The organism is Anaeromyxobacter sp. SG64, from assembly GCF_022690745.1.
Taxonomy (GTDB): domain Bacteria; phylum Myxococcota; class Myxococcia; order Myxococcales; family Anaeromyxobacteraceae; genus Anaeromyxobacter; species Anaeromyxobacter soli.
This window is the reverse complement of sequence record NZ_JALCZB010000017.1, coordinates 1-26,209: the sequence shown is the minus strand read 5'-3', so window position 1 is coordinate 26,209 and position 26,209 is coordinate 1. Positions and strand designations below refer to the sequence as shown.

Genomic DNA, 26,209 nt, shown 5'->3' with positions numbered 1-26,209 from the left:
CCACGCGCCGGTGCCGGCGCCGCAGTTCTTGCACGCGGCGCCGCACCTCATATAACACAACGACGGGCGCGCGCCGGCATTCCTGCCTGGCCGCGCCCGAAACCCCGATGGCGAAGCCCACGCGCGACGACGAGGCCACCTCCCGGCCGCTCCCACGCCTGCCCTCGCGCGCCGAGCGCGAGGCCGGGGCGGGCGGGCTCGTCCGCTACGACCCGCTCCGCGCGTATATGGCGGAGATCTCGCGCCACCCGGTGCTCTCGCGCGAGGAGGAGCACGCGCTCGCGGTGCGGTACCGCGAGACGGGCGACGTCGACGCCGCCTATCGCCTCGTCGCGTCGAACCTCCGCCTGGTCGTGAAGATCGCGCACGAGTACCGCCGCACCGCGTTCCAGGTCCTGGACCTCGTCCAGGAGGGGAACATGGGCCTCATGCAGGCCGTCAAGAAGTACGACCCGTGGAAGGGCGTGAAGCTCTCGTCCTACGCGGCGTGGTGGATCCGCGCGTACATCATCCGGTTCCTCATGGAGAACTGGCGGATGGTGAAGCTCGGCACCACCCAGGCCCAGCGCAAGCTCTTCTTCAACCTGTCCAAGGAGCGCGAGAAGCTCCTCGCCCGCGGCATCGATCCCACTCCCCGCCTCCTCGCGAAGAACCTCGACGTCGAGGAGAAGGACGTCCTCGAGATGACCGCGCGGATGTCGAGCGAGGACGTCTCGCTCGACGCCCCCCTCCGCAGCGACGAGGACGACGCGCGCCAGACCCGCCTCGATCGCCTGGCGCTCGACGGCGCGAGCGCTCCCGACGAGCAGATCGGCGACGAGCAGCTCCGCCGGATCTTCCGCGAGAAGCTCCAGTCGTTCTCGCAGACCATCAAGGACGAGAAGGAGCGCTACATCTTCGACCGGCGCCTCCTGCCCCCCGACGGAGAGCCGCCCCTGACGCTCCAGGAGATCGGCGATCGCTTCAAGCTCACCCGCGAGCGGGCGCGCCAGATCGAGGCGAAGCTCACGGCCCGGCTGCGGGACTACCTGCGCGCGGAGATCCCGGACTTCGAGCTGCTCGGCCCGCCCGAGGACTGATGGCCGCGATCGCGCCCCTCGAGCCGGCGGCCGGCGCCCGGCCCGAGAGAGCGATGCCCTGAGCCGGACGCCCCGCGTGGCCGGGCCTGACTCGCCGCCCTTGGAGGCGATCGCGAGCGTCGTCGCTCAGGCGGCTGGCGGCGGGCGCGGGGCGCGCGCCGGCGCGACCCCGTGGGCGAGCTGGTAGGCGGCGCCCGCGACGGCGAGCACGAGGGCGAGGGCCACGATCGCGAGCGGGTGCGTGACGAGCTCTCGCGCGAGGGGGCGGGCTCCTCCGAGCGCGACCGCGGCGGCGCCCACCAGGAGGCCGCCCACGGCGGAGGCGAAGCCGACCGCCACCAACCGGGCGAAGAGCAGCCCGACCAGCCCGGCGACGAGCGCGCCGATCGCCGCGCCCAGCTCGGCGCGGCCGGCGATGGGCGCGTGGAGGCCGAGCAGCAGCCCGGGCAGCGCGCCCACGGCGGCGGGGAACGCGAGCGGGACCAGCGCGCAGGCGGCGCCCGCGACGACTGCGAGGACGGGCGCGGCCACGGCGAGCGAGATCCCGAGGTGCGCCGCGATCGCGCCGCGGAGCGCGTACGCGGCGAGGGCGGCGAGGACCGCCCCGCCCGCCGCGGCCAGCCCGCGCGGGAACCGCGCCGCGACCGTGAGCGCCGCGAGACCGAGGAGCCCCGCCGCGAGCGCGACCGCGAACCCTCGGTCGCGCAGCAGCTCCGCGAGGCGGCCCAGGTCGGCCGCGGCCGCGACGGCGCGCGCTGCGAGGTCGAGGACGCTCTTGAGCACCGACACGGCGCACACCCTAGCAGCGGGTGGAGCGCGCGCCAACCTGGCGCCCGTGCCCGGGATTCCGCGGGCGCCCGCGCCGGTTTCCGCCTAAGATCTGCGCGAGATCGATGCCCGGCCCGACCCGTATCCCACGCCGCACGTTCCTCGCCGCGGCGGCGGCCGCCGCCACCCTCGCCGCCCTCCCCCGGCGCGCTCGCGCGTTCTCCGACGCCTCGAAGCTCGTCCTCGCCCAGGTGCAGCACGGCGGCAGCTGGAACCCGCGACCGTCCGCGCTGCGCCGCCTCGGGTGGGAGCTCGCGCGGCGGACGTCCATCGAGACGGCGAGCGCACCGGCCGCGGTGCGGCTCTCCGATCCCGGGCTCCACCGCTGGCCGTGGCTCTACCTCGCCGGGGCGGGGCCGCTCCCGCCCTTCACCGACGCCGAGCGCGCCGCCCTCCGCCGCCACCTGCAGTACGGCGGATTCCTCGTCGTGGACTCCGCCGACGGCACCGAGGCCGGTCCGTTCGACGCCTCGGTCCGCCGTGAGCTCGCGCGGGTGCTCCCCGCCTCCCCGCTCGCGCCCGTGCCGCGCGAGCACGTCCTCAACAAGACGTTCTACCTCCTCGATCGCCAGGGCGGCCGCGTGCTCGTGAAGCCCTGGGTCGAGGCGCAGACGCTCGACGGGCGCCTCGCGGTGGTCTACTCGCAGAACGATCTCGGCGGCGCATGGGCCCGCACGGAGCTCGGCGACTGGGAGTATCCGTGCACGCCCGGCGGCGAGGCGCAGCGCGAGACGGCGCTGCGCATCGGCGTGAACCTCGCGATGTACGCGCTCTGCACGGACTACAAGGACGACGCCGTGCACCTCCCGTTCATCCTCCGCAGGCGGAGCTAGCGTGGACGGCGGGTACAACGCCTGGCGGCTCACCGCGCTCACGCCGCTGCCGACCTGGGCGATCGCCCTGGCCGCGCTCGCCGCGGCCGGCGCCGTGGTCCTCGCGCTGCGGGGGCTGCGCTCCGAGGCGCGCCGCGCCCGGCGCGCAGCCCTCGTCGCGCTCCGCGCCCTCGCGGCGGTCCTCGCGCTGTTCCTCCTGCTCGAGCCCGCCGTCGAGCTCCTCCAGACCGCGCGGGTCCGCAACCGCTTCGCCGTCCTCCTCGACGCTTCACGCTCGATGAACTTCCCGGTGGAGCGGGACGGCGAGCCCCGCGCGGCGGCGGCCGGGGCGTTCCTCGCCGCGCACCGCGCCGATCTCGAGCGGCTCTCGGACCGCGTGGACCTCGAGTGGTACACGTTCGGCGCGGACGTCGCGCCGGTGGATCCGGCGGAGGCCGCGCGCGGCGTCCCCGGGCGCGCGGGCCGGACCGACCTCCTCGGGGCGCTCGACGCGGTCGCCTCGGGCGCGAGCGGCTCGACGCGGCGGCTCGCCGGCCTGCTCGTGGTGTCGGACGGAGCGGACAACGCCGCGCTCTCGGAGGGCGTGGGCCCGGAGGCCCGCGCCAAGGCGCGCGCGCTCGGGATCCCGGTGAACGCCGTCGCGGTCGGGCGCGGGGCGCCCAAGGATCTCGCCATCGAGCGCGTCGCGGTCGACGAGTTCGCGTTCGTCCGGAACACCGTCACGGTGGACGTGACGCTCCGCGCGCGCGGCTTCTCCGACGAGGAGGTCCGGCTCGTCCTGCGCCGCGAGGGGGCGGTCGTCGCCTCGGCCACCGTCCGCCTCGAGCGGGGCCGCGACCGCTACACCGTCCCGCTCTCCTTCGCGCCGGACGCGACGGGGACCTTCGTCTTCACCGTCGCGGCCCCGGTCTTCCCGGGCGAGGCGGTCGTCGAGAACAACGCGCGCTCCTTCGTGCTGCGCGTCATCCGGGACCGCGTCCGCGTGCTGCTCGTCGCCGGGCGGCCGAGCTGGGACGTGCGCTTCCTGCGCGGCCTGCTCAAGCAGGATCCCAACGTCGATCTCGTGAGCTTCTTCATCCTCCGCTCGAACGCCGACGACGCGGGGCCGCAGCAGGACCTGTCGCTCATCCCGTTTCCGGTGGCGGAGATCTTCGGGGAGCAGCTCCGGACGTTCGACGCGGTGGTCTTCGTGAACTTCGCCTACGCCCCGTACCGCGGGCTCGAGATCGAGCGCTTCCTGCCCGCGCTCCGCGAGTACGTGCGCGGGGGCGGCGCGCTCGCCATGGTCGGCGGCGAGCAGAGCTTCGGCGACGGGCGCTACGGCGAGACGGCGCTCGCCGAGATCCTCCCCGTCGCGCCGATCGACGGCTCGTCGATGGCGGAGGGCGAGATCGCGCCCCGGCTCACCTCGGAGGGGAAGCGCCACCCCGTGACGAGCCTCGCCCCGGGCGACGCCGCGAACGAGGGGGTCTGGCGCGGGTTGCCGCCCGTCACCGCGGTGAACCTCACGCACGCGCTGGCGCCCGGCGCCGGCGCGTCGGTCCTGCTCGAGGCGCCCGCGGTCCTCGTCGAGGGCCGCCCCGCGCCGCTCGTCGCGGTGCGCGAGGTCGGCGAGGGCCGCACGCTCGCGGTCGCGACCGACGCGACCTGGCGCTGGGGGTTCCTCGCCGCCGAGTCGGGCCAGGGGAACCGCGCGTACCTGCGCTTCTGGAACCAGGCCCTGCGCTGGCTCGTGCGCGATCCGGGCCTCGCGCCCCTGCAGGTCGAGCCCGATGCACCCGCCGTCGAGCCCGGGGCGCCGGTCGGGATCGCGGTCACCTCCCGGCGACCGGACTTCGGGCCCGCCGCCGGCGACCGCGTCGCGGCGGAGCTCGTCGACGACGACGGCCGGAGCGTCGCGCGAGGCGAGGCGGTGGCGGGGGAGGACGGCGTCGCGCGCGTGGAGCTCGTCGCGCCGGGCCCCGGCGCCTACAAGATCGTCGCGCACGGCCGGGACGGCGAGGTCGCGACCGGCGCGGTGGCGGTGCGCGGCTCCGGCCCGGAGGACTCCGATGCGGCGCCGCGCCCGGAGCTGCTCTCGGCGCTCGCGGAGGCCACGGGCGGCGCGTTCTCGGCCCTCCCGGGCGGCCGCCTCCCCGACCTGAAGCTCGCGGATCCCGAGGTGGTCGAGATCGGCCGGCGCAAGTCGGTGCCAGTGTGGGATCGCTGGTGGTACCTCGCCGCCCTGGCGGGCGTGCTCGCCGTCGAGTGGGTCCTCCGGCGCCGCTGGGGTTACTGGTAGCCGCGCGGGCGGTCGCAAAGCTTTCGAGGCGGAAGCGCGGAAGCGCAGGCGTTTCGCTCTCCCCGAGCGATCCCCGGGGGAGTCCGCGGCCGAGGCCACCCAGCCGAGCCCACGGATTTCCAGGCCTTGCGCCGTTTCCCGCACACGCGGGTTGCCACCGGCACGTCGACTGCAAAGGTCGACATGCGGCACCAGTCGCCTCCCGGGTCAGCAGGCACGGCTGCGAATCCCGGACTGCGCGCCGGCCGTACCCGTTCGCGGGGACGGCCGGCGCGTTATCTTTCGAGCCATGAAGATCTCGAACGGAACCGTCGTCGGCATCGACTACTCGCTCCACCTCGGCGACGGGAAGATCATCGACGCCTCCGAGCCTGCCGAGCCCCTCACCTATCTCCACGGCGAGGGGCAGATCGTGCCCGGCCTCGAGTCGGCGCTCGAGGGGCTGTCCGCCGGCGATCGCAAGCAGGTGACCGTGCCGCCCAAGGACGGCTACGGCGAGCACGACGCGCGCGGCGTCCAGGAGGTCGACCGCACCGCCTTCCCGCCGGATTTCCAGCCCCAGCCCGGGATGGAGCTCACGGCGGAAGGCGAGGACGGCGAGCCCGTCCCGTTCGTGATCCGGGAGGTCCGGGGCGACAAGATCCTGATCGACCTGAACCACCCGCTCGCCGGCAAGACGCTCTACTTCGACATCACGATCCGTGACGTCCGCGAGGCGACCGAAGAGGAGCGGGAGCACGGTCACGCCCACGGGCCGGAAGGGCACGACCACTAGAGACGGATGCCGCTCACGCTCACCCTCGCGCGACGGCCCCGGCGCCGTCGCGGGGCGGAGCCTCGTCCGGGCGCCGGCGGCTACTTGACGGTGGGCGTCACGTCGTAGGTCCAGGTCTCGCCCCGCGAGATCGAGAACCGCTCGGCCACGCTGGCGCCGCCGAGCCGGACCTCGACGCGGTGGGCGCCGACGTCGACCTCGCGCCGCACGTCGCCCATACCGACGCGCTTTCCGTCGACGAGGACCTCGGCCTCCGCCGGCGCGGTCACGACGAGGAACCCCTTCCCTGCCGACGGAGCAGCGGCGACGACGCGGCGGGGCGGCGCCTTCTTCGCCGGCTTCGCCGGCGCGGCCGCAGCAGGCTCCGCCGCGGCAGCCCTGGGCGGAGCTCCGGCGTCCTCCGCGGGCGCCGTGGAGGCGGGCCTCGCCGGTGCCGCGCCGCCGGCTGCGGGCGTTTCGGGGCGGGCCTCGGCTGCCTGGGCGGGCTCGCGTCCGGCGACGTCCGCGCGGACGAGGTCGGGGAGGATCCTGCCGCGGGTGGCGACGAAGCCCCCGCCGAAGCCGACGAGAAGGCACAGCGCGGCGATCGCGAGCGGGGCCCGCGAGCGCCGCGGCGCTGCGGCGACGGGCGCGGGGAACGTGGACACCGTGTCCGGCGAAGGAGCAGCCACTCCGCCCGAGGCGACCGGCTGCGGCGAGAACGGATCCGCAGGACGCGGGACCTGTACCGGCGCCGGCGCGACGGCGGGCGCGGGCGCCTGAGGCGCGACGCGCGCGGGGATGACGACGGGCTCAGGGAGCACCGAGCCACCGCGCGCCTCGGCCGCGGCGGGAGCGAACCATTCAGGAAGAGCCGCCTCGCGCGGTCCTGCCGGGACGGGGGTCGAGGTCGGGACCGGCTGCACCGGCGGAGCCGTTTGCTCCGGCAGGAGCGGGTTCACCGAGGAGGCCGGGGTCTCCGTTCCGACCGGGTTGCCCGTAGCCATCGCGGTCGGGCTCGGGCTCGGGCTCGCGTTCGCGGTCGCGGTCGGGGTCGGGGTCGGGGTGGCCGCCACCATGGCCGGCTCGCCGTCCTCCAGCAGCTCGACGGCGAGATCGGCCTCGGCGTCCTCTCCCGTGGCTCGCGCGACGAGGCGCGCGAGCGCCGCGCGCTCGCCCTCGTCCGCCGGGAGGATGGCCTCGGCGTAGGCCGCCACCGCCTCGCGGGGCGCGAGCGGCAGCGCGGCCGCGATCGCCTCGCCCAGCACGCCCGCCGAGCGCAGCGGCTGTCCCCCCGTCGCGCCGAGCGCGAGATCGACGACTGCCGCCAGCGCGGGAGGGATGCCGGGAGCGTCGAGCGGCCGCGGCGGCGCCTGCGGGGGCTCGCCGACGAGGCACTCGTGCAGGATCGCGGCGAGCGCGCGCACGTCCGCGGCCGTCTCCTCTCCGAGCCCGGCGCCGAGGCCGGTGAGCACCGTCGCTCCGTCCGCGGCGACGACGAGCCGCTCGGCGGAGAGCGCGCCGTGCGCGAGGGGGCGACCATCGCCGGGATCGAGCGCGTGGACGCGCGCGAGCCCGGCACAGGCGTCGGCGACGACGCGGGCGGCCACGTCCGGAGGGAGCCGCCCGGCGGCGTCGAGGAGGTCGCGGAGCGAAGGACCGGGCCGGTGCGGCTCGACCACCGCGACGGCGCCCCCCACCGTCTCGAGGCCGTCGACCGGCACGACGTTCGGGTGCCGCACGCGCGCCGCGGCCTCGGCGTCGCGCGCGAGCGCCGCGAGTCGGACCGGATCGTCGGCGACGCGCGCCGGGGCAAACGCGAGCACGACCGCGCGGGGCGGCCCTGAGCGGTCCACGGCGAGGGCGCGACGGAACCCGGAGGAGGACGGCAGCGGCGCGATGATCTCGAAGCGATCGGTCGGGGCCATCGCCGCCGAATCTACACCCTGCCCGCCCGCGGCGCCCGCCCGCAGCGCGCGGCGCACCCACGCCCACGTCGGCACACGGGCGTGGCGGGTGGCGGACCCACCGGCTACGATGCGCGCGTGCCGCGCATGAAGGCCGTCGTCACCGACCTCGACAACACGCTCTACCCATGGGTCGACTACATCGTCCCGAGCCTCGAGGCCATGGTCGCCTCGCTCGAGCAGACCACGGGCCGCCCCCGCATCGAGATCGTCCAGTCCCTGAAGGCGGTCTATACCCGCCACGAGTCGAACGAGTACCCGTTCGCGATCCAGGAGTCGTCGCTCTTCCGGCCGTACGAGGCGGACTTCGACTCGTTCGACGCGCTCGTCATCCGCCCCGCGCGGCGCGCGTTCGCCGAGGCGCGCCGGCGCTACCTGCACCCCTACCCTCACGTCCGCGAGACGCTCGAGAAGATCCGCGCGCGGGGGCTCAAGGTCATCGCCCTCTCCGACGCGCCGCGGAACGCGCTCGAGCTGCGCATCCAGATGCTCGAGCTGGACGGTCTCTTCGACGCGGTCTACGCGCTCAAGGGCTATGACCTGCCCGAGAACGTCGACCCCGAGATCCGCCGCAAGGACGCGGCCGGGGCCTACCGCTCCAAGAAGACCGTGGTCGTGGAGCTGCCGCGCGCGGCGGAGAAGCCCAGCCCGGCGGGGCTGCGCCGGGTCCTCGGCGACTTCGGGCTCGAGGGGACCGAGGTGCTCTACGTCGGCGACAACCCGAAGAAGGACATGCCGGTCGCCCAGGCGTGCGGCGCCGTGGGGGTCTGGGCCGAGTACGGCACGTACATCTCGAAGGAGTACCGCGAGCGGCTCGCGGTGATCTCGGCGAAGGCCGTGACGCGGCGCCACGTGGCCGACGTGGACACGCCGCGGTGGCCGCTGTCGATCGCCTCGTTCGTGCAGATCCTGGACGTCCTCGACGGCGCGCGCTGGACGGCGCCCGAGGCGACCGTGCCGGCGGCCCGGCGCGGCGCGAAGCGGAGGCGGCGTTGAGCGTGCAGGTGAGCTACTCGGATCTCGCAGGGCGCTGCGCGCTCGTCACGGGCGCCTCGTCCGGCATCGGCCTCGGCGTCGCCGAGGCGTTCCTCGCGCAGGGCATGAAGGTCGCCGTCCACTACCGCTCGAACCGCGCGGCCGCGGAGGCGCTCGCGGCCCGCTACCCGGGGCGCGCGGTGGCGATCGGGGCCGAGCTCGGCACCGAGGCCGGCTGCGTCCACCTGGTCGACGCCACGGTGAAGGCGCTCGGCGGGCTCGACCAGATCGTGCACTCGGCCGCGATCTGGAACGAGGGCCCCATCGACCGGATCGCCGGACCGCAGCTCGAGGAGATCTTCCGCGTCAACGTGTTCAGCGCGTTCTACCTCGTGCGCGAGGCGACGCCGTACCTCGGGCGGAACGGCCGCGGCAACGTCGTGTTCATCGGCTCCACCGCCGGCCAGCGTGGCGAGGCGCGCCACGGCCACTACGCGGCGACGAAGGGCGCGCTCCAGTCGCTCGCGATGAGCCTCGCGGTGGAGCTCGCGCCGCGCACCCGGGTGAACCTGGTCTCCCCGGGCTGGGTGCGTACGCCCATGGCGGAGGCGGAGCTGAAGGACGTCGGCGCGGCGATCGCCGGCGCCCTCCCGAACCGGCGCGTCGGCGAGATCGCGGACGTCGTGCACGCGTGCCTGTACCTCGCGAGCGAGGCCTCCGGGCACCTCGTGGGGGACGACCTCTGCGTCTCGGGAGGCGCGCTGCTGGTCGTGCCGCGCGGTCAGATCGTCGCGCGCGAGCCGTAGCGACTCGCGTGCGGGCGGGCGCCCGCGGCGCTAGGAAAACCGCATGCGCTTCCGCCACCACGTCTTCGTTTGCGAGAACGTGCGGGCCGAGGACGATCCGCGCGGCTCGTGCGGGCGCAAGGGCTCGCCCGCGATCCGCCAGGCGCTGAAGGAGGAGCTCAAGCGCCGCGGGCTCGACAAGCAGATCCGCGCGAACGCCGCCGGCTGCCTCGACGCCTGCGCCTTCGGCCCGTCGATCGTCGTGTACCCGGAGGGCGTCTGGTACGGCCACGTCTCGGTCGCGGACGTCGCGGAGATCGTCGAGCGCCACCTCGTGGGCGGCGAGCCGGTCGAGCGGCTCCGGCTGCGGCGCCTCGAGGCCGGACCTCCGGCGCGCGCCGCCGACGCGGCACCGCCGGGTGATCCGAAGAGCGGCGGCGAGCGCTGAGCGGAAGCCGCAGCCGGCGGCCTGCTCAGTTCGCGAGCTCCGGCCCGTCGTGGAGCTGAGCCAGCGTCGCGCGGACCGAGTCGGAGTCCTGGGCGTCAGGGGCGCGCGCGAGGTACGTCTCGAGGTCGCGCGCCGCCGAGCGGCCCGCTCCGAGCCGGGCCGCGGCGAGGCCGCGATCCCGGAGCGCCGCGAGCTGGCTCGGCGCGGCGAGCAGGATCCGGTCGAGCACCCACCAGGCGCGGAGGTCGTCCTTCCGGGCGGCGTAGAGGCGGCGCAGGTTCCCCAGCATGCGCAGCACGATCTGGCCCGGCGTGGACGGACCGAGCAGGCGCCGATCGAGGTCGCGCCCGGTGCGCTCGCGGTAGCGGGACAGGCAGTCGTCGGCGGAGAGCATCTCCCCGCCGTGGAAGGCGTCCACGAAGATCTCGGCCCCCGAGGGCGAGAGGTAGCGCACGAGGAAGTGGCCCGGCATCCCGACGCCGTCGAGCGAGACCCCTGCGCGGCGCCCGACCTCCATGTACACGACGGACAGCGTGATCGGCAGGCCGACGCGGCGGTCGAGCACCTCGTTCAGGAACGAGCTGCGCGGGTCGTCGTAATCCGCCGGCCCCCCGTGCATCCCCTCTTCCCCCGCGAGCACCTCGCGGAGCGCGCGGAGCAGCGATGCGGCGCGGGCGGGAGCCGGCGAGCGGGCGACGACCCGCGCCGCGAGCGCGTCGAGCCGGGCGAGGTACGCCGCCTCGTCGAGGTGTGGGTACTCCTCCGCCGCGATGGCGAGCGCCGCCAGATCGAGCGGGATGGGATCGCGCGCCATCACCGCGGCGAACCGCTCGCGCGCGAGGCCGCCGGCGGTCACGGCGCCACCGCGGCGGCGGAGGCGATCGCCCGGCCGGCGGGCGCCCCGGCGAGCCGGCCTGAGGGGGCGAGAGGCGTCGTCACTGAACGGAGTATAGCCGCCGTCCCGCGTGCCCGGTGGGCCAGCGGCGCGACCCCGCTCCACTCACTCGCGCGGCGGGCCGTTCGTGGGCCCTCGCCGCGAAGATCGTGCGCAGCCGCAGCGGCGATCCTGGCCGGCACGCGACCTGCCGAAACGGGTCGCATACCCTCTTGACGCGCCCGCGGTCCTTCTCTAGATTCGCGCCCCTGCCATTCCCCAGTAGCTCAGTTGGCAGAGCAGGTGACTGTTAATCACCGGGTCGCATGTTCGAGTCATGCCTGGGGAGCCATCTTCCTCCTCGCGAACTTCGCGAGAGGACGCGAGTGAAAGCAGCGGCCCCAGGAGCGATCCTCGGGGCCGTTGCCTTTTCTTTCGTCCGGCCTGCTTCGCAGGGACCCCGTCGCGAGTGAACGTCTGATTTCCCTTCAGCGTTCGCTGCCTGTCACGAGGCGCGGTGACTTCGGGCGGGACGCGGCGGTGGCGAGCGATCCGCGGGATGTCGCTGTGCGACCGTCGCGAGTCGGGCCGGCGCGGCTCGCGGACCGGCGCGGGGGGACGACTCACCATCCAGCCTCCCACGTCGTCTCTCGGTGTGACGGGATCGAGAGGGAGCCAAGTCGCTCCGAGGCCGGCCGCACCCGAGCGGCCGGACGGCAGCCCGGGGCCACAGGGGTGGCGTTGACCTGCATGCCCCCCGGCGCCAAGTACCGCACATGATCACCGTCCGCCGCTCCGAGGCTCGCGGTCACTTCGACCACGGCTGGCTCGATACCCGCCACACGTTCTCGTTCGCCGACTACCACGACCCCGGCCACATGGGGTTCCGCACGCTCCGCGTCATCAACGAGGACCGCGTCGCGCCGGGCCAGGGGTTCGGGACCCATGGCCACCGCGACATGGAGATCCTGTCCTACGTGCTGTCGGGCCGCCTCGCCCACCGCGACTCGATGGGGACCGGCTCGACCATCGGGCCAGGCGAGGTGCAGCGCATGACGGCCGGGACCGGGGTCCTGCACAGCGAGTTCAACGGCTCCGACTCCGAGCCCGTCCGCTTCCTGCAGATCTGGATCCTGCCCGAGCGCCGCGGCCTCCTCCCGGGCTACGAGCAGAAGCAGTTTCCGGAGGAGGAGCGGCGCGGGCGGCTGCGGCTCGTCGCCTCCCGCGACGGCGCCGACGGCAGCGTGACGATCCACCAGGACGCGCGGGTGTACGCGGCGCTCCTCGGGGCGGGAGAGCGGGCGGTGCTCCCGCTCGAGGCCGGCCGGCATGCCTGGGTCCAGGTGGCGCGAGGGACGCTGCGGCTCGGAGACGAGACGCTCGCGGCGGGCGACGGCGCGGCCATGAGCGACGAGCGCGAGGTGCGGCTCGAGGGCGTCGAGGCGGCCGAGGTGCTGGTGTTCGACCTCGCCTGAGGCTCAGCCGGTCGACGCGCTACGCCGCGCGTCGGCCTCGAGCGCCACCGGTCCTGCGAGCGGGAGCTCGATGCGGAAGGTGGCGCCCTCCCCCGCCGAATCCTCCACGGCGATGCGCCCTCCGTGCGCCTCGATCACCCGGCGCGCCACGAACAGGCCGAGCCCCAGGCCTCCGAAGTTGCGCGGGGAGACCGCGCGCTCGAACCGGTCGAAGATGCGCTCGCGCACCGAGGGATCGACGCCGATGCCGCGGTCTCGGACGACGAGGAGCCCCGCCTCGCCGCGGCGCTCGAGCTCCACGTCCACCGGCTTCCCCGCGCCGTACTTGAGGGCGTTCGCGAGCACGTGTCCCACGGCGCGCTCGACCTCGTCCGGATCGATGCGCGCCGGCATCGCGTCCGGCAGCTCGAGCCGCACCGTGCTCCCGGCGCGCGAGGCTGCGTCGCCCAGCCGCTCGGCGGCGACGCGCACGACCTCGGCGAGGTCCGCCTCGCGCGGCGCGATCCGCAGCTCTCCCCGGTCGAGGCGGGACACGTCGAGCAGCTCGTCCACCAGCCGGGCGAGCCGCGCCTGCTGGCGCAGCGCCGCCCCGGAGCTCGCCGCGATCCGCTCGGGCGAGGCCGCGCCGCGCGCGGCGGCGAGCTTTAGCCCCTCGAGCTGCAGCCGCAGGCTCGTGAGCGGCGTCCTGAGCTCGTGGGAGGCCACCGCGAGGAACTCGTCCCGCGCTCGGAGCGCGTCGCGGAGCTCGTCCTCGACGGCCTTTCGCCGGTCGATCGGCTCGGCCACGGAGATGAAGGAACGCGGCCGGCCTGCGCCGTCGCGCACCAGCGCGACTGTGAGGTTCACCCAGGTGGCCCGACCGTCTCGCCGGAGGTAACGCTTCTCCACCGTGTAGGTCTCGTCCTCCCCCGTGACGAGCCGCCGGCCGTGCGCCTCGTTCTCCCCGACGTCCTCCGGGTGCGTCATGTCCTGGAAGCGGAGCGCGCACAGCTCGTCCTCGGTGTAGCCGAGGATCTCGGCGTAGCGGCGGTTGACCCGCAGCCAGCGCCCATCCAGCCCGACGTGGGCGATGCCGATCGCGGCGTTCTCGAAGGCGGCGCGGTAGCGCGCCTCGCTGCGGGCCAGCGCGCGGACCGAGCGCCGGGCGACGGCGAAGGCTCCAGCGGCGAGGGCGAGCGCCACCGCGGCGGCGGCGAGCAGGGCGCGCGAGGCGTTGTGGATGCTGGCCGCGAGCTTCGTTCGCGCGGCCTCGAGCGCCTCGTCGTGGGCGCGAGCGAGCGCCGGGGCGATCGAGCGCAGCTCGCCGTGAATCGGCGCGAGCTCGGCGGAGACGACCGCGTCGAGTGTGGCCGCCTGGCTCAGCATGCCGAAGGCGCCAGCGCCCACGGCCACCGTCCCCAGCGCGAGGACGAGGAACGCCAGCGGACCGAGCCGAGCCACGCGCGGCCCCCTGGCCGCCCCGCTGGGATCCCATCGGCGCATGATGGGTGGCGGTCGTACCACCCCACGCCTGCCCCCGGGGCACCGTTCTTCGCCCGTTTGGGGATGCGCGAACCCGCCCCCGTGAGGGGGACCGCCGACCGCGCGGGCGCTGCCGTGTCGTGGTCGCGTGATGATCTTGGCGGCATGGCTCTCCCCGGCGATCACGATCCGCTTCAGGACGCGAACTTCCAGGCCCTCGTGACCGCCCTCGCGCGCGAGGGGCTCCCTCGCCGCGCCGAGGCAGCGCGCGCGGTCGAGGCGGTCATGTGCGCGCTCGCGCAGCGCATCCAGCGCCCGGAGTTCGACGACCTCCGCGAGCACCTGCCCGAGCCCTTCGGCAGCCGCCTCACCGCCTGCGAGCGCCACTCCGCGCGCCCGCCGCGCCCGCTCCGCTCGGCCGACGACTTCTACGCCATCGTGGCGGAGGACCTCGAGCGCGATCCGCAGGAGGTCGAGGCCGCGGTCCGCGCCGTGTTCGCCGCGCTCCGCGCGCAGATGGCCGAGGCCGACGCCGAGCTCGTCGGGCAGGAGCTGCCGCTCGAGCTCGAGCCGCTGTGGCGCCGCCCGTCGTGAGCGCGCGCGCTCAGCGCTCAGCGCGCTGACGAGCCGGCGGCGCCGGCGCGATGGCGCGCGCCCCGAGCCCGGAACCGCTTAAGCCGCACGACGTCCTCGCGGTCTCGCTCGTCGAGCGCTGCCTCGACGCGGCCCGCCTCGGCTGCGAGCGCGGGGAGCACGAGCTGCTCGAGCGCGTTGATGCGCCGGGAGGTCGCCTGGACCTCCTCGCCCAGCCGGGCGAGGTGCAGCTCCCGCGAGGCGATCCGGAGCAGCACCTCGAGCGCCTCCTCGTGGCGCCGCGCCGCCTCGGCGCCCGCGAGCCCCCAGCTCGTCGGCGCGCTGCCCCGCTCGTCCGCCGCGCGCACGAGCGGCGGCGCCGATACCGACGGCGTCGGCACGCCCCACACCCGCCGCACGCTCACCTGGAGCGGCACCTCGCGCGCGGCGGTCAGCGCGAGCGACTTGAGCGCCTCCTCCCCGTCGAGCGCGCGCGAGATCCCGAGCGCCTTCACCGCCTCGCGCAGCACCTCGTCGAGGCGCGCGCGCCCGGCGAGGACCTCGCGCATGAGCCTCCAGAGCTCCCCAGCGAGCACCTCGCGCTTGGCGCGCAGCAGGCGCGCACCCTTCGACGCGATCTCGGCGCGCCCCCGCACCTCCAGCAGGCCCATGCGCGTCGTGGGCGTGCGGCTCACGGGGCCTCCTTCCGGCGCGCCTCGAGCACCGCCGCCGGGAGGCGGGTGAGCGCCTCGGGCGGGAACGGGGCCATGAGCTTCCACCCGAGCTCGAGCGTGTCCTCGATCGAGCGGAACGCGTCCCCCTGGCCGACGAGCTCGCGCTCGAACCGATCCGCGACGTCGAGGAGCCGCCGCTCGTCCTCGCCGAGGTTCGCCGCGCCCACGATCGCGGCCATGCGGCGCACGTCGCGCCCGCGCGCGTAGAGCGCGTAGAGCTGGTCCGCGACGGGCCGGTGGTCGGCGCGGGTGCGGCCGGCGCCGACCCCGAGCCCCATGAGCCGCGAGAGCGAGGGCAGCACGTCGATGGGCGGGTAGATGCCCCGCCTGTCGAGCTCGCGCGAGAGGACGATCTGTCCCTCCGTGATGTACCCGGAGAGATCGGGGATGGGGTGGGTGAGGTCGTCGTCCGGCATCGTCAGCACCGGGACCTGCGTGATCGAGCCGGGCCGGCCGGCGATCCGCCCGGCGCGCTCGTAGAGGGTCGCGAGGTCCGTGTACATGTAGCCGGGGTAGCCGCGCCTGCCGGGCACCTCCTCGCGCGCCAGCGCGACCTCGCGCAGCGCCTCGCAGTAGCTCGTCATGTCGGTGAGCACGACGAGGACGTGCAGGCCGTGTCCGAAGGCGAGGTGCTCGGCGCAGGTGAGCGCGCAGCGCGGTGTCATCAGCCGCTCGATGGGCGGGTCCTCCGCGCGGTTCAGGAACACCGCCGTCCGATCGAGCACGCCCGCGCGCCGGAACGCCTCCAGGTAGGCGTCGTACTCGCGGAACGGCGCGCCCATGGCGGCGAACACCACCGCGAAGCGCTCGCCGCCGCGGACGCGCGCCTGGCACACGAGCTGCGCGGCGAGCCGCCCCGCGGGCAGGCCGGCGCAGGAGAACACCGGGAGCTTCTGCCCGCGGACGAGGGTGTTCATCCCGTCGATCGCGGAGATGCCGGTCTCGATGAAGTCGGCGGGCTTCTCGCGCCGCGTGACGTTCAGCGCCGCGCCGTGGATGGGCAGGCGCGCCTCGGCGATGGGCGGCGGCAGCCCGTCCACGGGGCGGCCGAGCCCATCGAGCACGCGGCCGAGCATGCCGCGCGAGACGCCGAGGGCCGCGACCTCGCCGGTGAGCGTCACCTCCGCGCGCGCCGGCGAGAGGCCGCGCGTCTCCTCGAGCACCTGGATCGCGACGCGGGCGCCGGTGAGCTCGATGATCTGCCCCCGGCGCTCCTCACCCCCGGCGCGGATGCGGACGATCTCGCCGAGCCGCGCGCGCGGGACTCCCTCGAGGAACAGGAGCGGCCCCGCGATCCCCTCCGCTCCACGCACCCGCCGCGTCACGAGGTCCATGGCTCACTCCGCCTCGAGGCGCGCGATGGCCTCCGCGATCTCGGCGCGGAGCGCTCCGGCGCCGCTCGCGATGGCCTCCGCCGGAACGGAGCCGAGGCGGAGGAGGCGGGCCGAAAGCCCGGCCTCGAGGATGGAGCGGAGCGGCACGCCCGCCGCGACGGCGTTGGCCGCACGGCCGTGGAGCTCGAGGTGGAGCCGCAGCATCTCGAGCGCCTTGCGGGGCGGGCAGCTCGCGTCCGCGGGATCGTAGGCGCTCTGCCGGAGGAACCCCTCGCGCAGCAGCCGCGCCGACTCCAGCACCAGCCGCTCGGCGTCCTGGAGCGACTCGGTGCCCACGAGCTCCGCCACCTCGACGAGCTCGCGCTCCCGCTGCAGGAGGTGCATCGCCTCCTCGCGCAGCGCCCCGAACCCCTCCCCGGCCTCTCGCTCGAACCAGCCCCGGAGCCGCTCCGCCTCGAGCGAGAAGGAAACGCCCCAGTCCAGCGCCGGGTAGTGGCGGCGGTGCGCGAGGTCGGCCGACAGCGCCCACAGCACGCCCGTCGCGCGCAGCGAGCACTGCGTGACGGGCTCCGAGAGATCGCCGCCGGGCGGCGACACCGCGCCCACCACGGTGACCGAGCCCTCGCCGCACCCCAGCGTCTCGACGCGCCCGGCGCGCTCGTAGAACCGCGCGAGCCGCGACGCGAGGTAGGTCGGGTAGCCCTCCTCGCCCGGCATCTCCTCGAGGCGCGCCGAGATCTCGCGCAGCGCCTCGGCCCAGCGGGAGGTGGAGTCGATCATGAGCGCGACCGAGCGGCCCATGTCGCGGAAGTACTCGGCGATCGTGCAGCCCGTGTAGATCGAGGCCTCGCGCGCGGCGACCGGCATGTTCGAGGTGTTCACGACGAGGACGGTGCGACCGAGGAGCGGCCCGCCGGTGCGGGGGTCGTCGAGCTTGGGCAGCTCGTCGAGCACCTCGGCCATCTCGTTGCCGCGCTCGCCGCAGCCCACGTAGACGACCACGTCCGCGGCGGCGTGCTTGGCGAGGCTCTGCTCGAGCACGGTCTTGCCCGTCCCGAAGCCGCCCGGCACCATCGCCGTGCCGCCCGACGAGACCGGGAAGAAGCAGTCGAGCACGCGCTGGCCGGTGAGGAACGGCACGTCGGGCGCGAGCCGGCGGCGGATGGGGCGCGGCCGGCGAACCGGCCAGCGATGGGCGAGCGCGAGCTCCGTGCCGCCCTCGAGCCGGACGACCGGCTCGTCCACGGTCACGGCGCCCCCGCGGACCTCGGCGATCCTCCCGCCCGCGCCCGGCGGCGCGAGCACCGGGTGCGCGTCGGGACCGGAGCGCGCGATCCCGAGGCAGGCGCCGGGGAGGAGCTCGTCGCCCGCGCGGACGCTCGGCTCGAGCTCCCAGCGCCGCGCCCGATCGAGCGCCGGCAGGCGGGCGCCGCGTCCGAGGAAGTCGCCCTGGCGCGCGGCGAGGGCGTCGAGGGGGCGCTGGACGCCGTCGAAGACCGAGCCGAGGAGCCCGGGCCCGAGCTCCACCGCGAGCGGCGCGCCCGTCGGCTCCGCGGGCTCGCCCAGCGCGAGCCCCTCCGTCTCCTCGTACACCTGGATCGTCGCGAGGTCGCGCTCGAGCCGGATCACCTCGCCGAGGAGGCGCTCCTCTCCGACCCACACGACCTCGTTCAGCCCGGACCCGGCGAGCCCGTCCGCGACGACGGTCGGCCCTGCGATCCGGACGAGCCTGCCCGTCATGGTCCCTCCCCGGCCGCGCCGAGCTTGACGCCGTACCCGACGGCGCGGCGGATCAGCGCCGCGACGTAGGCGCGGCCGCGCCCCTCCTCGCCCCAGCGGCGCGGCAGCGCGAAGGGCAGCACCACGGGGAGGCCGCGCTCCCGCGCGCGCCGCAGCGGGCGGGGTCCCGCCGCCGCGAGGACCTCCTCCTCGACGGCGAGCACGCCTGCGTCCGCTGCGCCCGCGAGCCGCCGGAGCGTCGCGGCCTCCTCGCCGCGCCCGGCCTCCTCCACGGTGGCGCCGGCGAGGCGGAACCCGAGCGCGTCCCCCGGGCGGACCACGACCACGAGCCGCAGCGGCCCACCGGCAGCCTGCCCCGCTCGGGCGGCGTGGGTCACGGGCCCTCCTCCGCGAGATCGAGGATCTCGCCCGCGGGCAGGCCCAGCGCCGCGCCGCGGAGCACCAGCGCCGTGCGCCGGACCTCGGCGCGCCGCGCGGCGAGCCAGGCGAGCGGCACCGCGAGCGAGAGCGGTCGGCTGCGCGCCTCGCGCCGCAGCGCGACGACCATCCGCCGCTCGAGCGCGCGCTCCGCGCCCCAGGGCGTGGCGAGGTCCGACGCCGCGACCCCGAGCGCTGCGCGAGCGCATCCCGCACGGCCGCGCCCTCGCGCAGGGCCGCGACGCGCCGGAGCGCCTCGCCCGAGAGGAGCCGCCCCCCGTCCAGCAGGGCGTCCGCCGCCGGCGGCGCGCCCGCGAGGGCGAGCAGCGTGGCCGCGTTGCGGGCGTCGACGCGATCGCCGAGGTGCCGCGCGAGGATCGCCGCGTCCTCTCCGCCGCGGCGGCACGCCGCTCTCGCGCGCGCGAAGGCGGCGCGGTCCGCGGCGATCTCGAGCGCGAGGAGACCGTGCTCCCCCGGCGCGCCCACCGCGCCTCGGGCCGCCGCGGCCACCTCGCTCCCCGCGCCGGCGAGCACCTCCAGCGCCGCGGCGACGTCCGGCGCGACGGCCGCGGCGCGGCGTCCAGCGTCCGCGAGACCCGGGACGGGAGGGGCCGCCGCGAGGGTCCGATCCACCGGCGCGCCCGCGGCCACCCCGCGCGCGATCGCCTTCACGGCGGCGGCCTCCTCGAGCGCGAGGAAGGCGGAGAGGAGCGCCCGCTGCCGCGCGCCCTCCGTGTCCCGCAGGAGGCGCGCCTCCTCGCGGTGGACCGCCTCGCGCAGCGCGAGCTCGACCGCGGCGAGCGGGTCGGGCGCGCCCGTCACCGCGGCAGGGATCCCGGCGCCCGCGGCGCTCGACCGCAGCAGCTCGAGCCGCGCCTCGAGGCCGCCGCGCGCGAGCAGCTCGCGCAGCGCGCGATCGCCGAGGAGCCGCGCCCGCCGCGCGCCGATCCGGGAGTTCGCGAAGTCGAGGCGCGCCACGTCAGCCCTCCGCGAAGAGCAGCTCCGCGAGCTCGGCCTCGAGGGCGGGCCACGCTCGCTCGAGCCGTGAGGGCAGCGTGTCGTCCAGGACGCGCCGCCCCGCCACGAGCTCCACGCCCCCGCGAGCCTCCGGCGCCGCACGGACGACCGCCCGCGCGGCCGCGCCCGCGTCCAGCGCGGCGAGTGCCCGGCGCGCCTCCTCCTCGGCGCCCGGATCCACGACGAGCTCGAGGGGCCCGTCCCCGGCCTCCGGCAGGATCTCCGCGAGGAGCGCGGCGTCGAGCGCGGCGCCTCCCTCCGCGACGAGCCGCGCGCGGGCCTCGTCGTGCAGCCCCTCGAGCAGCCTCCTTCGCTCGACGAGGAGCGCGCGCTCCCGCTCGACCGCGACCGCCTCGTGGGCAGCGCGCCGCCGCGCCGCCCCCTCGACCCGCTCGCGCGCGAGCACCGAGTCCCGCGCCGAGGCGGCCGCGGCGCGCGCCTCCTCCACGATGCGCGCGCCCTCGCGCTCCGCCGCGGCGCGCACCTCCCGCGCCTCTCGCGCCGCCTCCTCCCCGAGGACGCGCAGGAGCTCCGGGTAGCCCACGGCCTACCCCCCCGTGAGGATCAGCACCGCCACGACGAACCCGAGGATCACCAGCGTCTCGGGGATGGCGAGCATCACGATGATGGCGCCGCGGACCTCCGGCTTCTCCGCGAGCGCCCCGGCGCCGGCGGCGCCGATCCGGGACTGCACCCACGCGGTCGCGATTGCGGACACCCCCACCGCGATCGCGGCCGAGACGGCGAGCAGCACCTTGTCCATGTCATCCTCCTAGCGGGACAGCGCGAAGGGGCGGTAGGGCGCACCGCCCTCGTCGTAGAACTTCTCGAAGAACTCGACGTAGTGGAGCCGGAGCGCGGCCACGGTCGGGCTGATGAGCCCGAGCGTGAAGTTCACGACGTGCAGCAGCACGCCGATGGCGAGCCCCGCGGCCACCGGCCGGAGGGTCGTCGCGACGAGGTTCGCGACCTCGGCGAGCATCACCGAGGCGAGCCCGAGCGCCATGAGGCGGGCGTAGGACAGGACGTTGCCGAGGCCGAGCACGAGCTCGAGGGCCGCCATCGGCCCCTCCGCACCCACCGCCACGGCGAGCAGCGCCCCGCCCGCCCAGAGCGCCGGCGGGAGCGCCGCTGCGGGCAGCAGGTGCACGGCAGTCGCGCCGGCGACCGCGGCGGCGCAGAGGAGCCCGAGCTTCGCGGCGCGTGCCAGCGCGGCGCGGCGATGCCCCGCGCGCAGCGCGCCCGCGATCCCGAGCGCCATGCCGATGCCCACGTGGACGGCGCCGAAGGCGATGGCGACCCCGAGGAACGCCATGAACGCGCGCCGCCGGTCGAGGAGCACGGGGCGCATCCCGAGGTGGGACCCCACCTCGCCCAGGGCCTCCCCGAAGAGGATCCCGAAGGTGACCGCGGAGAGCGCGCACGCGAGCGCGATCCAGGTCAGGTCCCGCCCGAGCGCGCCCCCCACCCCTCGCACGCGCAGCACGAGCGCCACCACGATCCCCGCCGTGCCGCAGACGACGTCGCCGAGCACGAGCCCGAAGAAGAGCGGGAAGAAGACGGCGAGCCAGGGGGTGGGATCCGTCGAGCCGTAGCGCGGCAGCGGCACGAGCGCGAGGAGCCGCTCGAAGGGCCGGACGTGCCGCCCGTTCCGGAGCACCACCGGGACCTCCGGCCAGGCGTCCCGCTCCGGCGTGCACGCCAGCACCGTCACCCGCTCGCCGAGCTCACTTGCCGCCGAAGCCTGGAAGGCCGGCACCCGCTCCGCGGGCATGTACCCCGAGACGACGAACGCGAAGCGCGTCGCGCCGCAGGCGTCCTCGGCGTGCACCCGCTCGAGGAAGGCGCGCGTCGCGGCGGCGCTCGCGGCGAGCGCGGCGGCGAGCCCGTCCGCGAGGCGAGACCAGGCCGCCTCGACCTCCGCCTGCTCGGCGGGGATCGTCCGGGCGCGCGCGGTGAGGTGCAGGAGCACGTCGATGAGCGCCTTCCCGGAGCAAGCGGAGGGGAGCTTCACCTCGTCCACGCCGCGCTCGAAGAGGAGCGCCGCCACGGCGCGCCCGCAGGCGCGCGGCACGACGATGAGGACTCCGGTTCGCTCCGCGTCGATCGGCCGGGCGGTGAGGTCGAAGGCGCCGCCGGTGATGCGGCGCAGCTCTCCGCGAAGGAGCGCGATGGCCTCGGGGTCCGTGCGCAGCTCGAGGCCGTGGAGCTCCGGCTCCTGGCGCGGCTCGAGGCCGTGGGAGAACGGCGCCAGCGCCACCACGAGCCGGGAGAACCGTGCGATCGCGTCCCCCTCCTCGGCCAGCGCGGCGCGCCGCGCCTCGAGCGCCGTGAGCGCCGCGTCGATCTCCGCGAGCCGCGCGAGCAGCGCCTCGGAGCCCGGCTCCGGCAGCGGTCCCTCGCCCTCGCCGCGCCCGCCGGCGAGCCGTGCACGGAGCGACTCGAGGCGGACGAGCGCCTCCTGTGCGCGCGCGGCGCGCGCCGCCACCGACGGGACGGGCGCGCACCGCTCGACGAGCGCGCGCTCTCCGGGGCGCACCGGCGTCGGCCGGCGGAGCTCCAGGACGCCCTGCGCCTGCAGGAACGCGAGCGCGCCCTCGAGCCGATCCCGCGGGCCGATCAGCTGGACGCGCGCCATCGGCAGGATCACGGCCGCCTCCCGAGGACCACCGCGAGGACCCCCTCCAGCGCGCGCGCGCGGTTCCGCTCGGCGCGGGCCGCCACGGCCGCCACCTCCGCCACGACCGCCTCGCGCGCTCGCTGCGCCTCCGCGTCGAGCGCCGCCGCCTCGTCCGCGCGGAGCGCGTCGCGCACCCGCTCGACCTCGCGCCGTCCGGCGGCGACGATCCGCTCCGCCTCGCGCCGCGCGCTCTCGAGGGCGACGGCCGCCTCCGAACGCACGGAGGCGAGCTCGCTCTCCAGCGCCGCCTCGTCCCCTCGCAGCCGCTCGAGCGTCTCGCGTTCACCGCCGCTTCGCGCCGGGTTCCGCACGACGAGCCCCCGTGTCATCGAGAAGACGCTCCTCGGCACGGGGTGGCAAGCAGGCTGCGCATTCCCGCTTGGGCCTGCGCGTCGAGGCACGTCGCGCCTCCGCGGGCACGCATCGCGCCGCACCCATCGCGAGCGAGCCGGCGCGGGCCCGTGCGGTGCGCCGCCTCCCGGAGGAGGCCCGGCAGGCGCCCGTGGTCGCGCTCCGCGGCGCCACAGGAGGCGTCGCGGACGCGCGGCGCGCTTCCCCGCGGCCCGACCGGTGTCGCCTCGAGGCGCCGGAACGGAGCGCCGGCCGTCCTGTCCAGCGAGCTCGCGGTGAGGCATCGCGCGGCACCGTTTCGAGGTCTCTCGACCGCCGGCGCGGTGAGCTCGCGCCCGGGGGGCCGCGAGACTCTCCGCGGCGTATGTGCTGGCCTCCTTCACCGTCCCATGCTCCCCTCCCCGCCTCCGCGATGGAGGCGCGTGCAGCTCCCTCGACGAGAGCGCGCGGCCCGCCAGAGCCAGGAACGCCGATGACCTCTTCCGCCACCCGCCGCGCCTTCTCCGTCTCCGTCTTCTGCCGCCACGGCGGCGCGATCCTCCTCGTCCGTCACCGCCGGATCGGGACCTGGCTCCCCGTCGGCGGCGAGATCGAGCCCGGGGAGACACCGCTCGAGGCCGCCCGCCGGGAGCTCCGTGAGGAGACCGGCCTCGAGGGAACGTTCCCCTCCGGCCTCGGGGTGGACGGCACGCCGCCGGGGCTCGTCGGCTACGAGGAGCATCCCGCCGGCTCGAAGGGCCTGCACATGAACTTCGCGTTCGTGGCGGACGTCGCGTCGCGAACCCTCGCCGCCTGCGACGAGTGGGACGGCGCGCGCTGGGTGGGCGCTCACGAGCTCGGGGCCGTCGAGTGTCCGGCGAACGTGCGCGAGCTCGCACGCATCGCGCTCACCGCGCCCGGCCACTGACTCGCGCTGCCGCCCGGGCCGATCCCTGCTGCGGCACGCGCTGGCTGCCTGCGGCGACGCCATCGTGCGCCTCGCGACGGGCTCGACCCGAGCGAGCAACGTGTGACCCGAACCGCCCTAAGGGCGAAGGGCCCCGCCTCTCGCCTCTCGCCGCACCGTCCGCACCGGACGGCGCACGGGTCACCGCGGCAACAGGGAGAGCTGGGCGGGTGCGGATGGGCGTGCCGTGTCGGCCGCGCCCGCGGCGTCACGCTGCGCCTCCGGGGAGCTCGCGTCTCGCGCCTGCCCGGCTCCTCGGGCCTCTCGCCCTGCGGCAGCGCCCCGAGCCCGCGTCGCTGAGCTCGTCCGGCGAGGCGCGACGTTCCCCGTGCCCGCTCCGTCGAGCACGCTTCGGCCGCCGTAGGCGCGGCTCGCCGCGCGCTCCCCCTCGACGAACGCCTCGAGGGACGGGCCCTCCGCCCCGGCCTCGAGCCGTCGCGCCTCGTCCTCCAGGCGCCGGATGGCCGCCATGCGGTCGTCGTTCCCGAGCTTCGCGCGCTCCACCGCGCGGCGCAGGACGCCGAGCGTCTCGTCGTAGACGCGGAGCGGGACGGGAAAGGGGTGGCCGTCCTTCCCGCCGTGCGCGAGCGAGAACCTCGCCGGATCGCTGAAGCGGCAGGGAGCGCCGTGGATCACCTCAGCGGCCGCCGCGAGCGCGAGCACCGTCCGCGCCCCGAGCCCCGGCGTGAGGAGCAGCTCCGCGAAGTCGACCGGCCCGCGCTCGGTCGCGGCGGCGATCGTTCCGTGCAGGCGGCGGAGCACCACGTCCGACGCGGTGACGGCGTGGTGGCCGGGGAGATCGAGGTGGGGGACTCGCCCGAGCGCGCTCCGGATGCTCGCGACCGCCCGCTCGGGCCCCTCGCGAACCAGCGCCAGCTGCGCGGCCCGCGACGGCGCCGCGCGCCGATCGGTCAGGTTCACGATGGCGCCGCCCGGCACCCCGTCGATCGCCGCGTGCGGTGCGTCGACGAAGCTCGTGAGCCCCTCGGACAGCCAGTGATAGCGGCGCGCGCGCCGCCGCACCGGGTCCATCCCCTGCTGGACGACGACCCAGGCGCCGTCCTCGGCCACGATGAAGGCGTGGAGGTACAGCGCGTGGCCGTCCTGCACGGCCGCGCCGTCCACCTTCGCCACGAGCCGGCTCGTCCGCGCCAGCGCCTCGCCGTCGAGGCCCGTTCGCTCGCCGAAGCCGACCAGCTCGTCCGGAGTGCGGCGCGAGTGGCGCCCGCGGCCGCCGCACACGCGCAGGCCGAGCTCGCGCTCCAGCGGCGCGAGCCCCCGCTGCAGCGCGCCGAGGACGCTCGTCGTGATCCCGGAGGAGTGCCAGTCCATCCCCATCAGGCTGCCGAGCGACTGGAACCAGAACGGATGGGACAGCCGCCGCAGGAGCTCCGCGCGCCCGTACTCGAGGACGATCGCCTCGGAGAGCACGCGCCCGAGGCGCGCCATGCGGTGGAAGAGCCACGGGGGCACGCGCCCGCCGTGGAGCGGGAGGTCGGCGGAACCCGTCCGCGCCCCCCTCGCCCCCGCACCGTTCGGTCGAGCGTTCGGCACCACCACCTCGTTTCGCCTCCCCGCCCGCCCGCCGCGCGGCCGGCCCCCCGCCGCGGTGGCCGTGTCCCGTGGTCTCCGGGGGTCTCCCGTGGATAACCATGAAGAAGTGCCACATCGCTCCGACAGCCCGCCCCGCTCCGCCCGCGCCCGCCCACCCGCTCGCGCACCCTCGCTCCGCGACCCGCCCAAGCGATCAGGCGACCTCCGGCCGGCACCCGTGCCGAGGACGACCGACCTCGCTGCGCTCCGGCAAGCGGCGCGGACGTGCCGCGCGTGTCCGCTCTGGGAGCGCGGGACGCAGACCGTCTTCGGCGAGGGCCCGCGGCAAGCCGCGGTGCTCCTCGTCGGCGAGCAGCCGGGCAACGACGAGGACCTCGCGGGCCGGCCCTTCGTCGGCCCGGCCGGCCGCCTGCTCGACCGGGCGCTCGAGGCCGCGGGGCTCGACCGCGCCTCCGTCTACGTGACGAACGCGGTGAAGCACTTCAAGTGGGAGGCGCGAGGAAAGCGTCGCATCCACCAGAAGCCGAACGTCGGCGAGGTCCGCGCGTGCCGGCCCTGGCTCGACGCCGAGCTCCGGGCCGTCCAGCCCCGGGCCGTCGTCCTGCTGGGCGCGACCGCGGCGCAGGCGCTCCTCGGCAGCGACTTCCGGGTGACGCAGCGGCGCGGGGAGCTGCTCTCGACGGGATTCGCGCCCATCGTGGTCGCCACCGTGCACCCCTCGTCGATCCTGAGGGCCCCGGACGACGAAACGCGGCGGGAGGAGATGAGGCGGTTCGTCGAGGACCTGGCCCGGGTGGCGGAGGTGCTGCGCACCTCGCAGCCCTCACGGCCGACCGCGCCGTGAGAGGCGTGCGGCGCTCCTCGCGCCGATCCGGCGCTGCAGGCGCGCGCGGGCGTTGCGCGCGCGCGGCCGAGCGGCCGAAAGCAGCGCCGTGAGCCTGAGCTCCGGACCCGCCGGCCTCGGCGACGGAGCCCGCAAAAGAAAAAAGCCCGCCGGCGCGAATTGCGCCAGCGGGCCAAGAAAAAAATGCGGCAGCGACCTACTCTCCCACACCGCTTCCGGTGCAGTACCATCGGCTCTGGTGGGCTTAACTACCGTGTTC

Annotated in this window: 25 protein-coding genes, 1 tRNA gene and 1 pseudogene; 12 read left to right on the top strand and 15 right to left on the bottom strand. The window is 76.1% G+C overall.

Going from position 1 to position 26,209, the window contains the following annotated elements:
* Window positions 1-107: 107 nt before the first annotated feature.
* The gene (locus tag MNZ29_RS07615; RefSeq protein ID WP_242336576.1) at window positions 108-1,079 is read left to right on the top strand and encodes an RNA polymerase sigma factor RpoD/SigA; all 972 of its coding nucleotides are present in this window, start codon (window positions 108-110) and stop codon (window positions 1,077-1,079) included.
* A gap of 126 nt (window positions 1,080-1,205) precedes the next feature.
* Here the strand turns inward: MNZ29_RS07615 and MNZ29_RS07610 are convergent, their stop codons facing one another.
* A complete protein-coding gene (locus MNZ29_RS07610; protein ID WP_242354555.1) occupies window positions 1,206-1,868 on the bottom strand; it encodes a hypothetical protein in 663 nt (220 codons plus the stop codon).
* Between the two features lie 104 nt (window positions 1,869-1,972).
* Here MNZ29_RS07610 and MNZ29_RS07605 point away from each other — a divergent pair, with 104 nt between their 5' ends.
* The 3 genes from MNZ29_RS07605 (at window position 1,973) to MNZ29_RS07595 (ending at window position 5,796) form a co-directional block, all read left to right on the top strand.
* Window positions 1,973-2,740: a DUF4159 domain-containing protein gene (locus MNZ29_RS07605; protein WP_242336583.1), complete on the top strand. Its 768-nt coding sequence runs from the start codon at window positions 1,973-1,975 to the stop codon at window positions 2,738-2,740.
* 1 nt (window position 2,741) lies between these two features.
* A complete protein-coding gene (locus MNZ29_RS07600; RefSeq protein ID WP_242354553.1) occupies window positions 2,742-5,021 on the top strand; it encodes a glutamine amidotransferase in 2,280 nt (759 codons plus the stop codon).
* 289 nt (window positions 5,022-5,310) lie between these two features.
* Entirely contained in the window at window positions 5,311-5,796 is a 486-nt protein-coding gene (locus MNZ29_RS07595; RefSeq protein WP_242336589.1) for a peptidylprolyl isomerase, read from the top strand.
* An 80-nt stretch (window positions 5,797-5,876) separates the two neighbouring features.
* Here MNZ29_RS07595 and MNZ29_RS07590 read toward each other — a convergent pair whose 3' ends face one another.
* Window positions 5,877-7,703, bottom strand: coding sequence for a PEGA domain-containing protein (locus MNZ29_RS07590; protein WP_242354541.1), 1,827 nt, complete (start codon window positions 7,701-7,703; stop codon window positions 5,877-5,879).
* Between the two features lie 126 nt (window positions 7,704-7,829).
* Between MNZ29_RS07590 and MNZ29_RS07585 the strand changes: the two genes are divergently transcribed.
* From MNZ29_RS07585 to MNZ29_RS07575, 3 genes are read left to right on the top strand one after another with little or no spacing between them, the layout of a single operon-like run.
* Window positions 7,830-8,738, top strand: a complete 909-nt coding sequence (locus MNZ29_RS07585; protein ID WP_242336627.1) for an HAD family hydrolase — start codon at window positions 7,830-7,832, stop codon at window positions 8,736-8,738.
* A 2-nt stretch (window positions 8,739-8,740) separates the two neighbouring features.
* Window positions 8,741-9,523, top strand: coding sequence for an SDR family NAD(P)-dependent oxidoreductase (locus MNZ29_RS07580; protein ID WP_242354687.1), 783 nt, complete (start codon window positions 8,741-8,743; stop codon window positions 9,521-9,523).
* 43 nt (window positions 9,524-9,566) lie between these two features.
* On the top strand, window positions 9,567-9,950 hold the full coding sequence (locus MNZ29_RS07575) for a ferredoxin (protein ID WP_242336595.1): 384 nt from the start codon (window positions 9,567-9,569) through the stop codon (window positions 9,948-9,950).
* Between the two features lie 25 nt (window positions 9,951-9,975).
* On the opposite strand, the gene MNZ29_RS07570 is transcribed toward MNZ29_RS07575, so the two are convergent.
* Window positions 9,976-10,806 (bottom strand): SirB1 family protein, encoded by an 831-nt coding sequence (locus MNZ29_RS07570; protein ID WP_242354539.1) that lies wholly within the window; start codon window positions 10,804-10,806, stop codon window positions 9,976-9,978.
* Between the two features lie 294 nt (window positions 10,807-11,100).
* On the opposite strand from MNZ29_RS07570, the gene MNZ29_RS07565 reads away from it, so the two are divergent.
* Both MNZ29_RS07565 and MNZ29_RS07560 read left to right on the top strand, forming a co-directional pair.
* Window positions 11,101-11,176 (top strand) — tRNA-Asn (locus tag MNZ29_RS07565).
* A 424-nt stretch (window positions 11,177-11,600) separates the two neighbouring features.
* Window positions 11,601-12,299, top strand: a complete 699-nt coding sequence (locus MNZ29_RS07560) for a pirin family protein (RefSeq protein ID WP_242354520.1) — start codon at window positions 11,601-11,603, stop codon at window positions 12,297-12,299.
* 3 nt (window positions 12,300-12,302) lie between these two features.
* Here the strand turns inward: MNZ29_RS07560 and MNZ29_RS07555 are convergent, their stop codons facing one another.
* Complete coding sequence (locus MNZ29_RS07555; RefSeq protein WP_242354509.1) at window positions 12,303-13,739, bottom strand: sensor histidine kinase KdpD; 1,437 nt, start codon at window positions 13,737-13,739, stop codon at window positions 12,303-12,305.
* A 186-nt stretch (window positions 13,740-13,925) separates the two neighbouring features.
* Here MNZ29_RS07555 and MNZ29_RS07550 point away from each other — a divergent pair, with 186 nt between their 5' ends.
* Complete coding sequence (locus MNZ29_RS07550) at window positions 13,926-14,354, top strand: DUF2267 domain-containing protein (protein ID WP_242336610.1); 429 nt, start codon at window positions 13,926-13,928, stop codon at window positions 14,352-14,354.
* 17 nt (window positions 14,355-14,371) lie between these two features.
* On the opposite strand, the gene MNZ29_RS07545 is transcribed toward MNZ29_RS07550, so the two are convergent.
* The 10 genes and pseudogenes from MNZ29_RS07545 to MNZ29_RS07500 all read right to left on the bottom strand — a co-directional run bounded on the left by MNZ29_RS07545 (window position 14,372) and on the right by MNZ29_RS07500 (window position 22,584).
* Complete coding sequence (locus MNZ29_RS07545; protein ID WP_242354499.1) at window positions 14,372-15,028, bottom strand: V-type ATP synthase subunit D; 657 nt, start codon at window positions 15,026-15,028, stop codon at window positions 14,372-14,374.
* The gene (locus tag MNZ29_RS07540) at window positions 15,025-16,401 is read right to left on the bottom strand and encodes a V-type ATP synthase subunit B (RefSeq protein ID WP_242336616.1); all 1,377 of its coding nucleotides are present in this window, start codon (window positions 16,399-16,401) and stop codon (window positions 15,025-15,027) included. Before MNZ29_RS07540 ends, MNZ29_RS07545 begins: the two co-directional genes overlap by 4 nt.
* Before the next feature lie 3 nt (window positions 16,402-16,404).
* Window positions 16,405-18,141 carry a V-type ATP synthase subunit A gene (locus tag MNZ29_RS07535; RefSeq protein ID WP_242354685.1) on the bottom strand — a complete coding sequence of 579 codons (1,737 nt, stop codon included), beginning with the start codon at window positions 18,139-18,141 and terminating at the stop codon, window positions 16,405-16,407.
* Complete coding sequence (locus tag MNZ29_RS07530; protein ID WP_242354683.1) at window positions 18,138-18,518, bottom strand: V-type ATP synthase subunit F; 381 nt, start codon at window positions 18,516-18,518, stop codon at window positions 18,138-18,140. Before MNZ29_RS07530 ends, MNZ29_RS07535 begins: the two co-directional genes overlap by 4 nt.
* Window positions 18,515-18,688, bottom strand: a complete 174-nt coding sequence (locus MNZ29_RS07525) for a V-type ATPase subunit (protein WP_242354689.1) — start codon at window positions 18,686-18,688, stop codon at window positions 18,515-18,517. The genes MNZ29_RS07530 and MNZ29_RS07525 overlap by 4 nt, the downstream gene beginning before the upstream one ends.
* Before the next feature lie 122 nt (window positions 18,689-18,810).
* Window positions 18,811-19,536: pseudogene (locus tag MNZ29_RS07520) on the bottom strand (V-type ATPase subunit); the annotation flags it as partial.
* A 1-nt stretch (window position 19,537) separates the two neighbouring features.
* A complete protein-coding gene (locus MNZ29_RS07515; protein ID WP_242354485.1) occupies window positions 19,538-20,119 on the bottom strand; it encodes a hypothetical protein in 582 nt (193 codons plus the stop codon).
* Window positions 20,120-20,122: 3 nt separating this feature from the next.
* Window positions 20,123-20,338: an ATPase gene (locus MNZ29_RS07510; RefSeq protein ID WP_242341367.1), complete on the bottom strand. Its 216-nt coding sequence runs from the start codon at window positions 20,336-20,338 to the stop codon at window positions 20,123-20,125.
* A 9-nt stretch (window positions 20,339-20,347) separates the two neighbouring features.
* Window positions 20,348-22,225, bottom strand: coding sequence for an ATPase (locus MNZ29_RS07505; protein WP_242354483.1), 1,878 nt, complete (start codon window positions 22,223-22,225; stop codon window positions 20,348-20,350).
* Entirely contained in the window at window positions 22,222-22,584 is a 363-nt protein-coding gene (locus MNZ29_RS07500) for a hypothetical protein (protein WP_242354466.1), read from the bottom strand. The genes MNZ29_RS07505 and MNZ29_RS07500 overlap by 4 nt, the downstream gene beginning before the upstream one ends.
* A gap of 494 nt (window positions 22,585-23,078) precedes the next feature.
* On the opposite strand from MNZ29_RS07500, the gene MNZ29_RS07495 reads away from it, so the two are divergent.
* The gene (locus MNZ29_RS07495; RefSeq protein WP_242341364.1) at window positions 23,079-23,513 is read left to right on the top strand and encodes an NUDIX domain-containing protein; all 435 of its coding nucleotides are present in this window, start codon (window positions 23,079-23,081) and stop codon (window positions 23,511-23,513) included.
* A 180-nt stretch (window positions 23,514-23,693) separates the two neighbouring features.
* Here MNZ29_RS07495 and MNZ29_RS07490 read toward each other — a convergent pair whose 3' ends face one another.
* On the bottom strand, window positions 23,694-25,025 hold the full coding sequence (locus tag MNZ29_RS07490; protein ID WP_242354464.1) for a DUF763 domain-containing protein: 1,332 nt from the start codon (window positions 25,023-25,025) through the stop codon (window positions 23,694-23,696).
* 298 nt (window positions 25,026-25,323) lie between these two features.
* Here MNZ29_RS07490 and MNZ29_RS07485 point away from each other — a divergent pair, with 298 nt between their 5' ends.
* The gene (locus MNZ29_RS07485; protein ID WP_242341362.1) at window positions 25,324-25,950 is read left to right on the top strand and encodes a UdgX family uracil-DNA binding protein; all 627 of its coding nucleotides are present in this window, start codon (window positions 25,324-25,326) and stop codon (window positions 25,948-25,950) included.
* Window positions 25,951-26,209: the final 259 nt, after the last annotated feature.

Coding starts and splice junctions, on each gene's coding strand:
- MNZ29_RS07495 (WP_242341364.1), top strand. CDS start 23,079: ATGACCTCTTCCGCCACCCGCCGCGCCTTCTCCGTCTCCGTCTTCTGC.
- MNZ29_RS07525 (WP_242354689.1), bottom strand. CDS start 18,688: ATGGTCGTCGCGCTGCGGCGCGAGGCGCGCAGCCGACCGCTCTCGCTC.
- MNZ29_RS07560 (WP_242354520.1), top strand. CDS start 11,601: ATGATCACCGTCCGCCGCTCCGAGGCTCGCGGTCACTTCGACCACGGC.
- MNZ29_RS07605 (WP_242336583.1), top strand. CDS start 1,973: ATGCCCGGCCCGACCCGTATCCCACGCCGCACGTTCCTCGCCGCGGCG.
- MNZ29_RS07500 (WP_242354466.1), bottom strand. CDS start 22,584: ATGACACGGGGGCTCGTCGTGCGGAACCCGGCGCGAAGCGGCGGTGAA.
- MNZ29_RS07535 (WP_242354685.1), bottom strand. CDS start 18,141: ATGACGGGCAGGCTCGTCCGGATCGCAGGGCCGACCGTCGTCGCGGAC.
- MNZ29_RS07590 (WP_242354541.1), bottom strand. CDS start 7,703: ATGGCCCCGACCGATCGCTTCGAGATCATCGCGCCGCTGCCGTCCTCC.
- MNZ29_RS07585 (WP_242336627.1), top strand. CDS start 7,830: ATGAAGGCCGTCGTCACCGACCTCGACAACACGCTCTACCCATGGGTC.
- MNZ29_RS07575 (WP_242336595.1), top strand. CDS start 9,567: ATGCGCTTCCGCCACCACGTCTTCGTTTGCGAGAACGTGCGGGCCGAG.
- MNZ29_RS07550 (WP_242336610.1), top strand. CDS start 13,926: ATGGCTCTCCCCGGCGATCACGATCCGCTTCAGGACGCGAACTTCCAG.
- MNZ29_RS07615 (WP_242336576.1), top strand. CDS start 108: ATGGCGAAGCCCACGCGCGACGACGAGGCCACCTCCCGGCCGCTCCCA.
- MNZ29_RS07595 (WP_242336589.1), top strand. CDS start 5,311: ATGAAGATCTCGAACGGAACCGTCGTCGGCATCGACTACTCGCTCCAC.
- MNZ29_RS07510 (WP_242341367.1), bottom strand. CDS start 20,338: ATGGACAAGGTGCTGCTCGCCGTCTCGGCCGCGATCGCGGTGGGGGTG.
- MNZ29_RS07540 (WP_242336616.1), bottom strand. CDS start 16,401: ATGGACCTCGTGACGCGGCGGGTGCGTGGAGCGGAGGGGATCGCGGGG.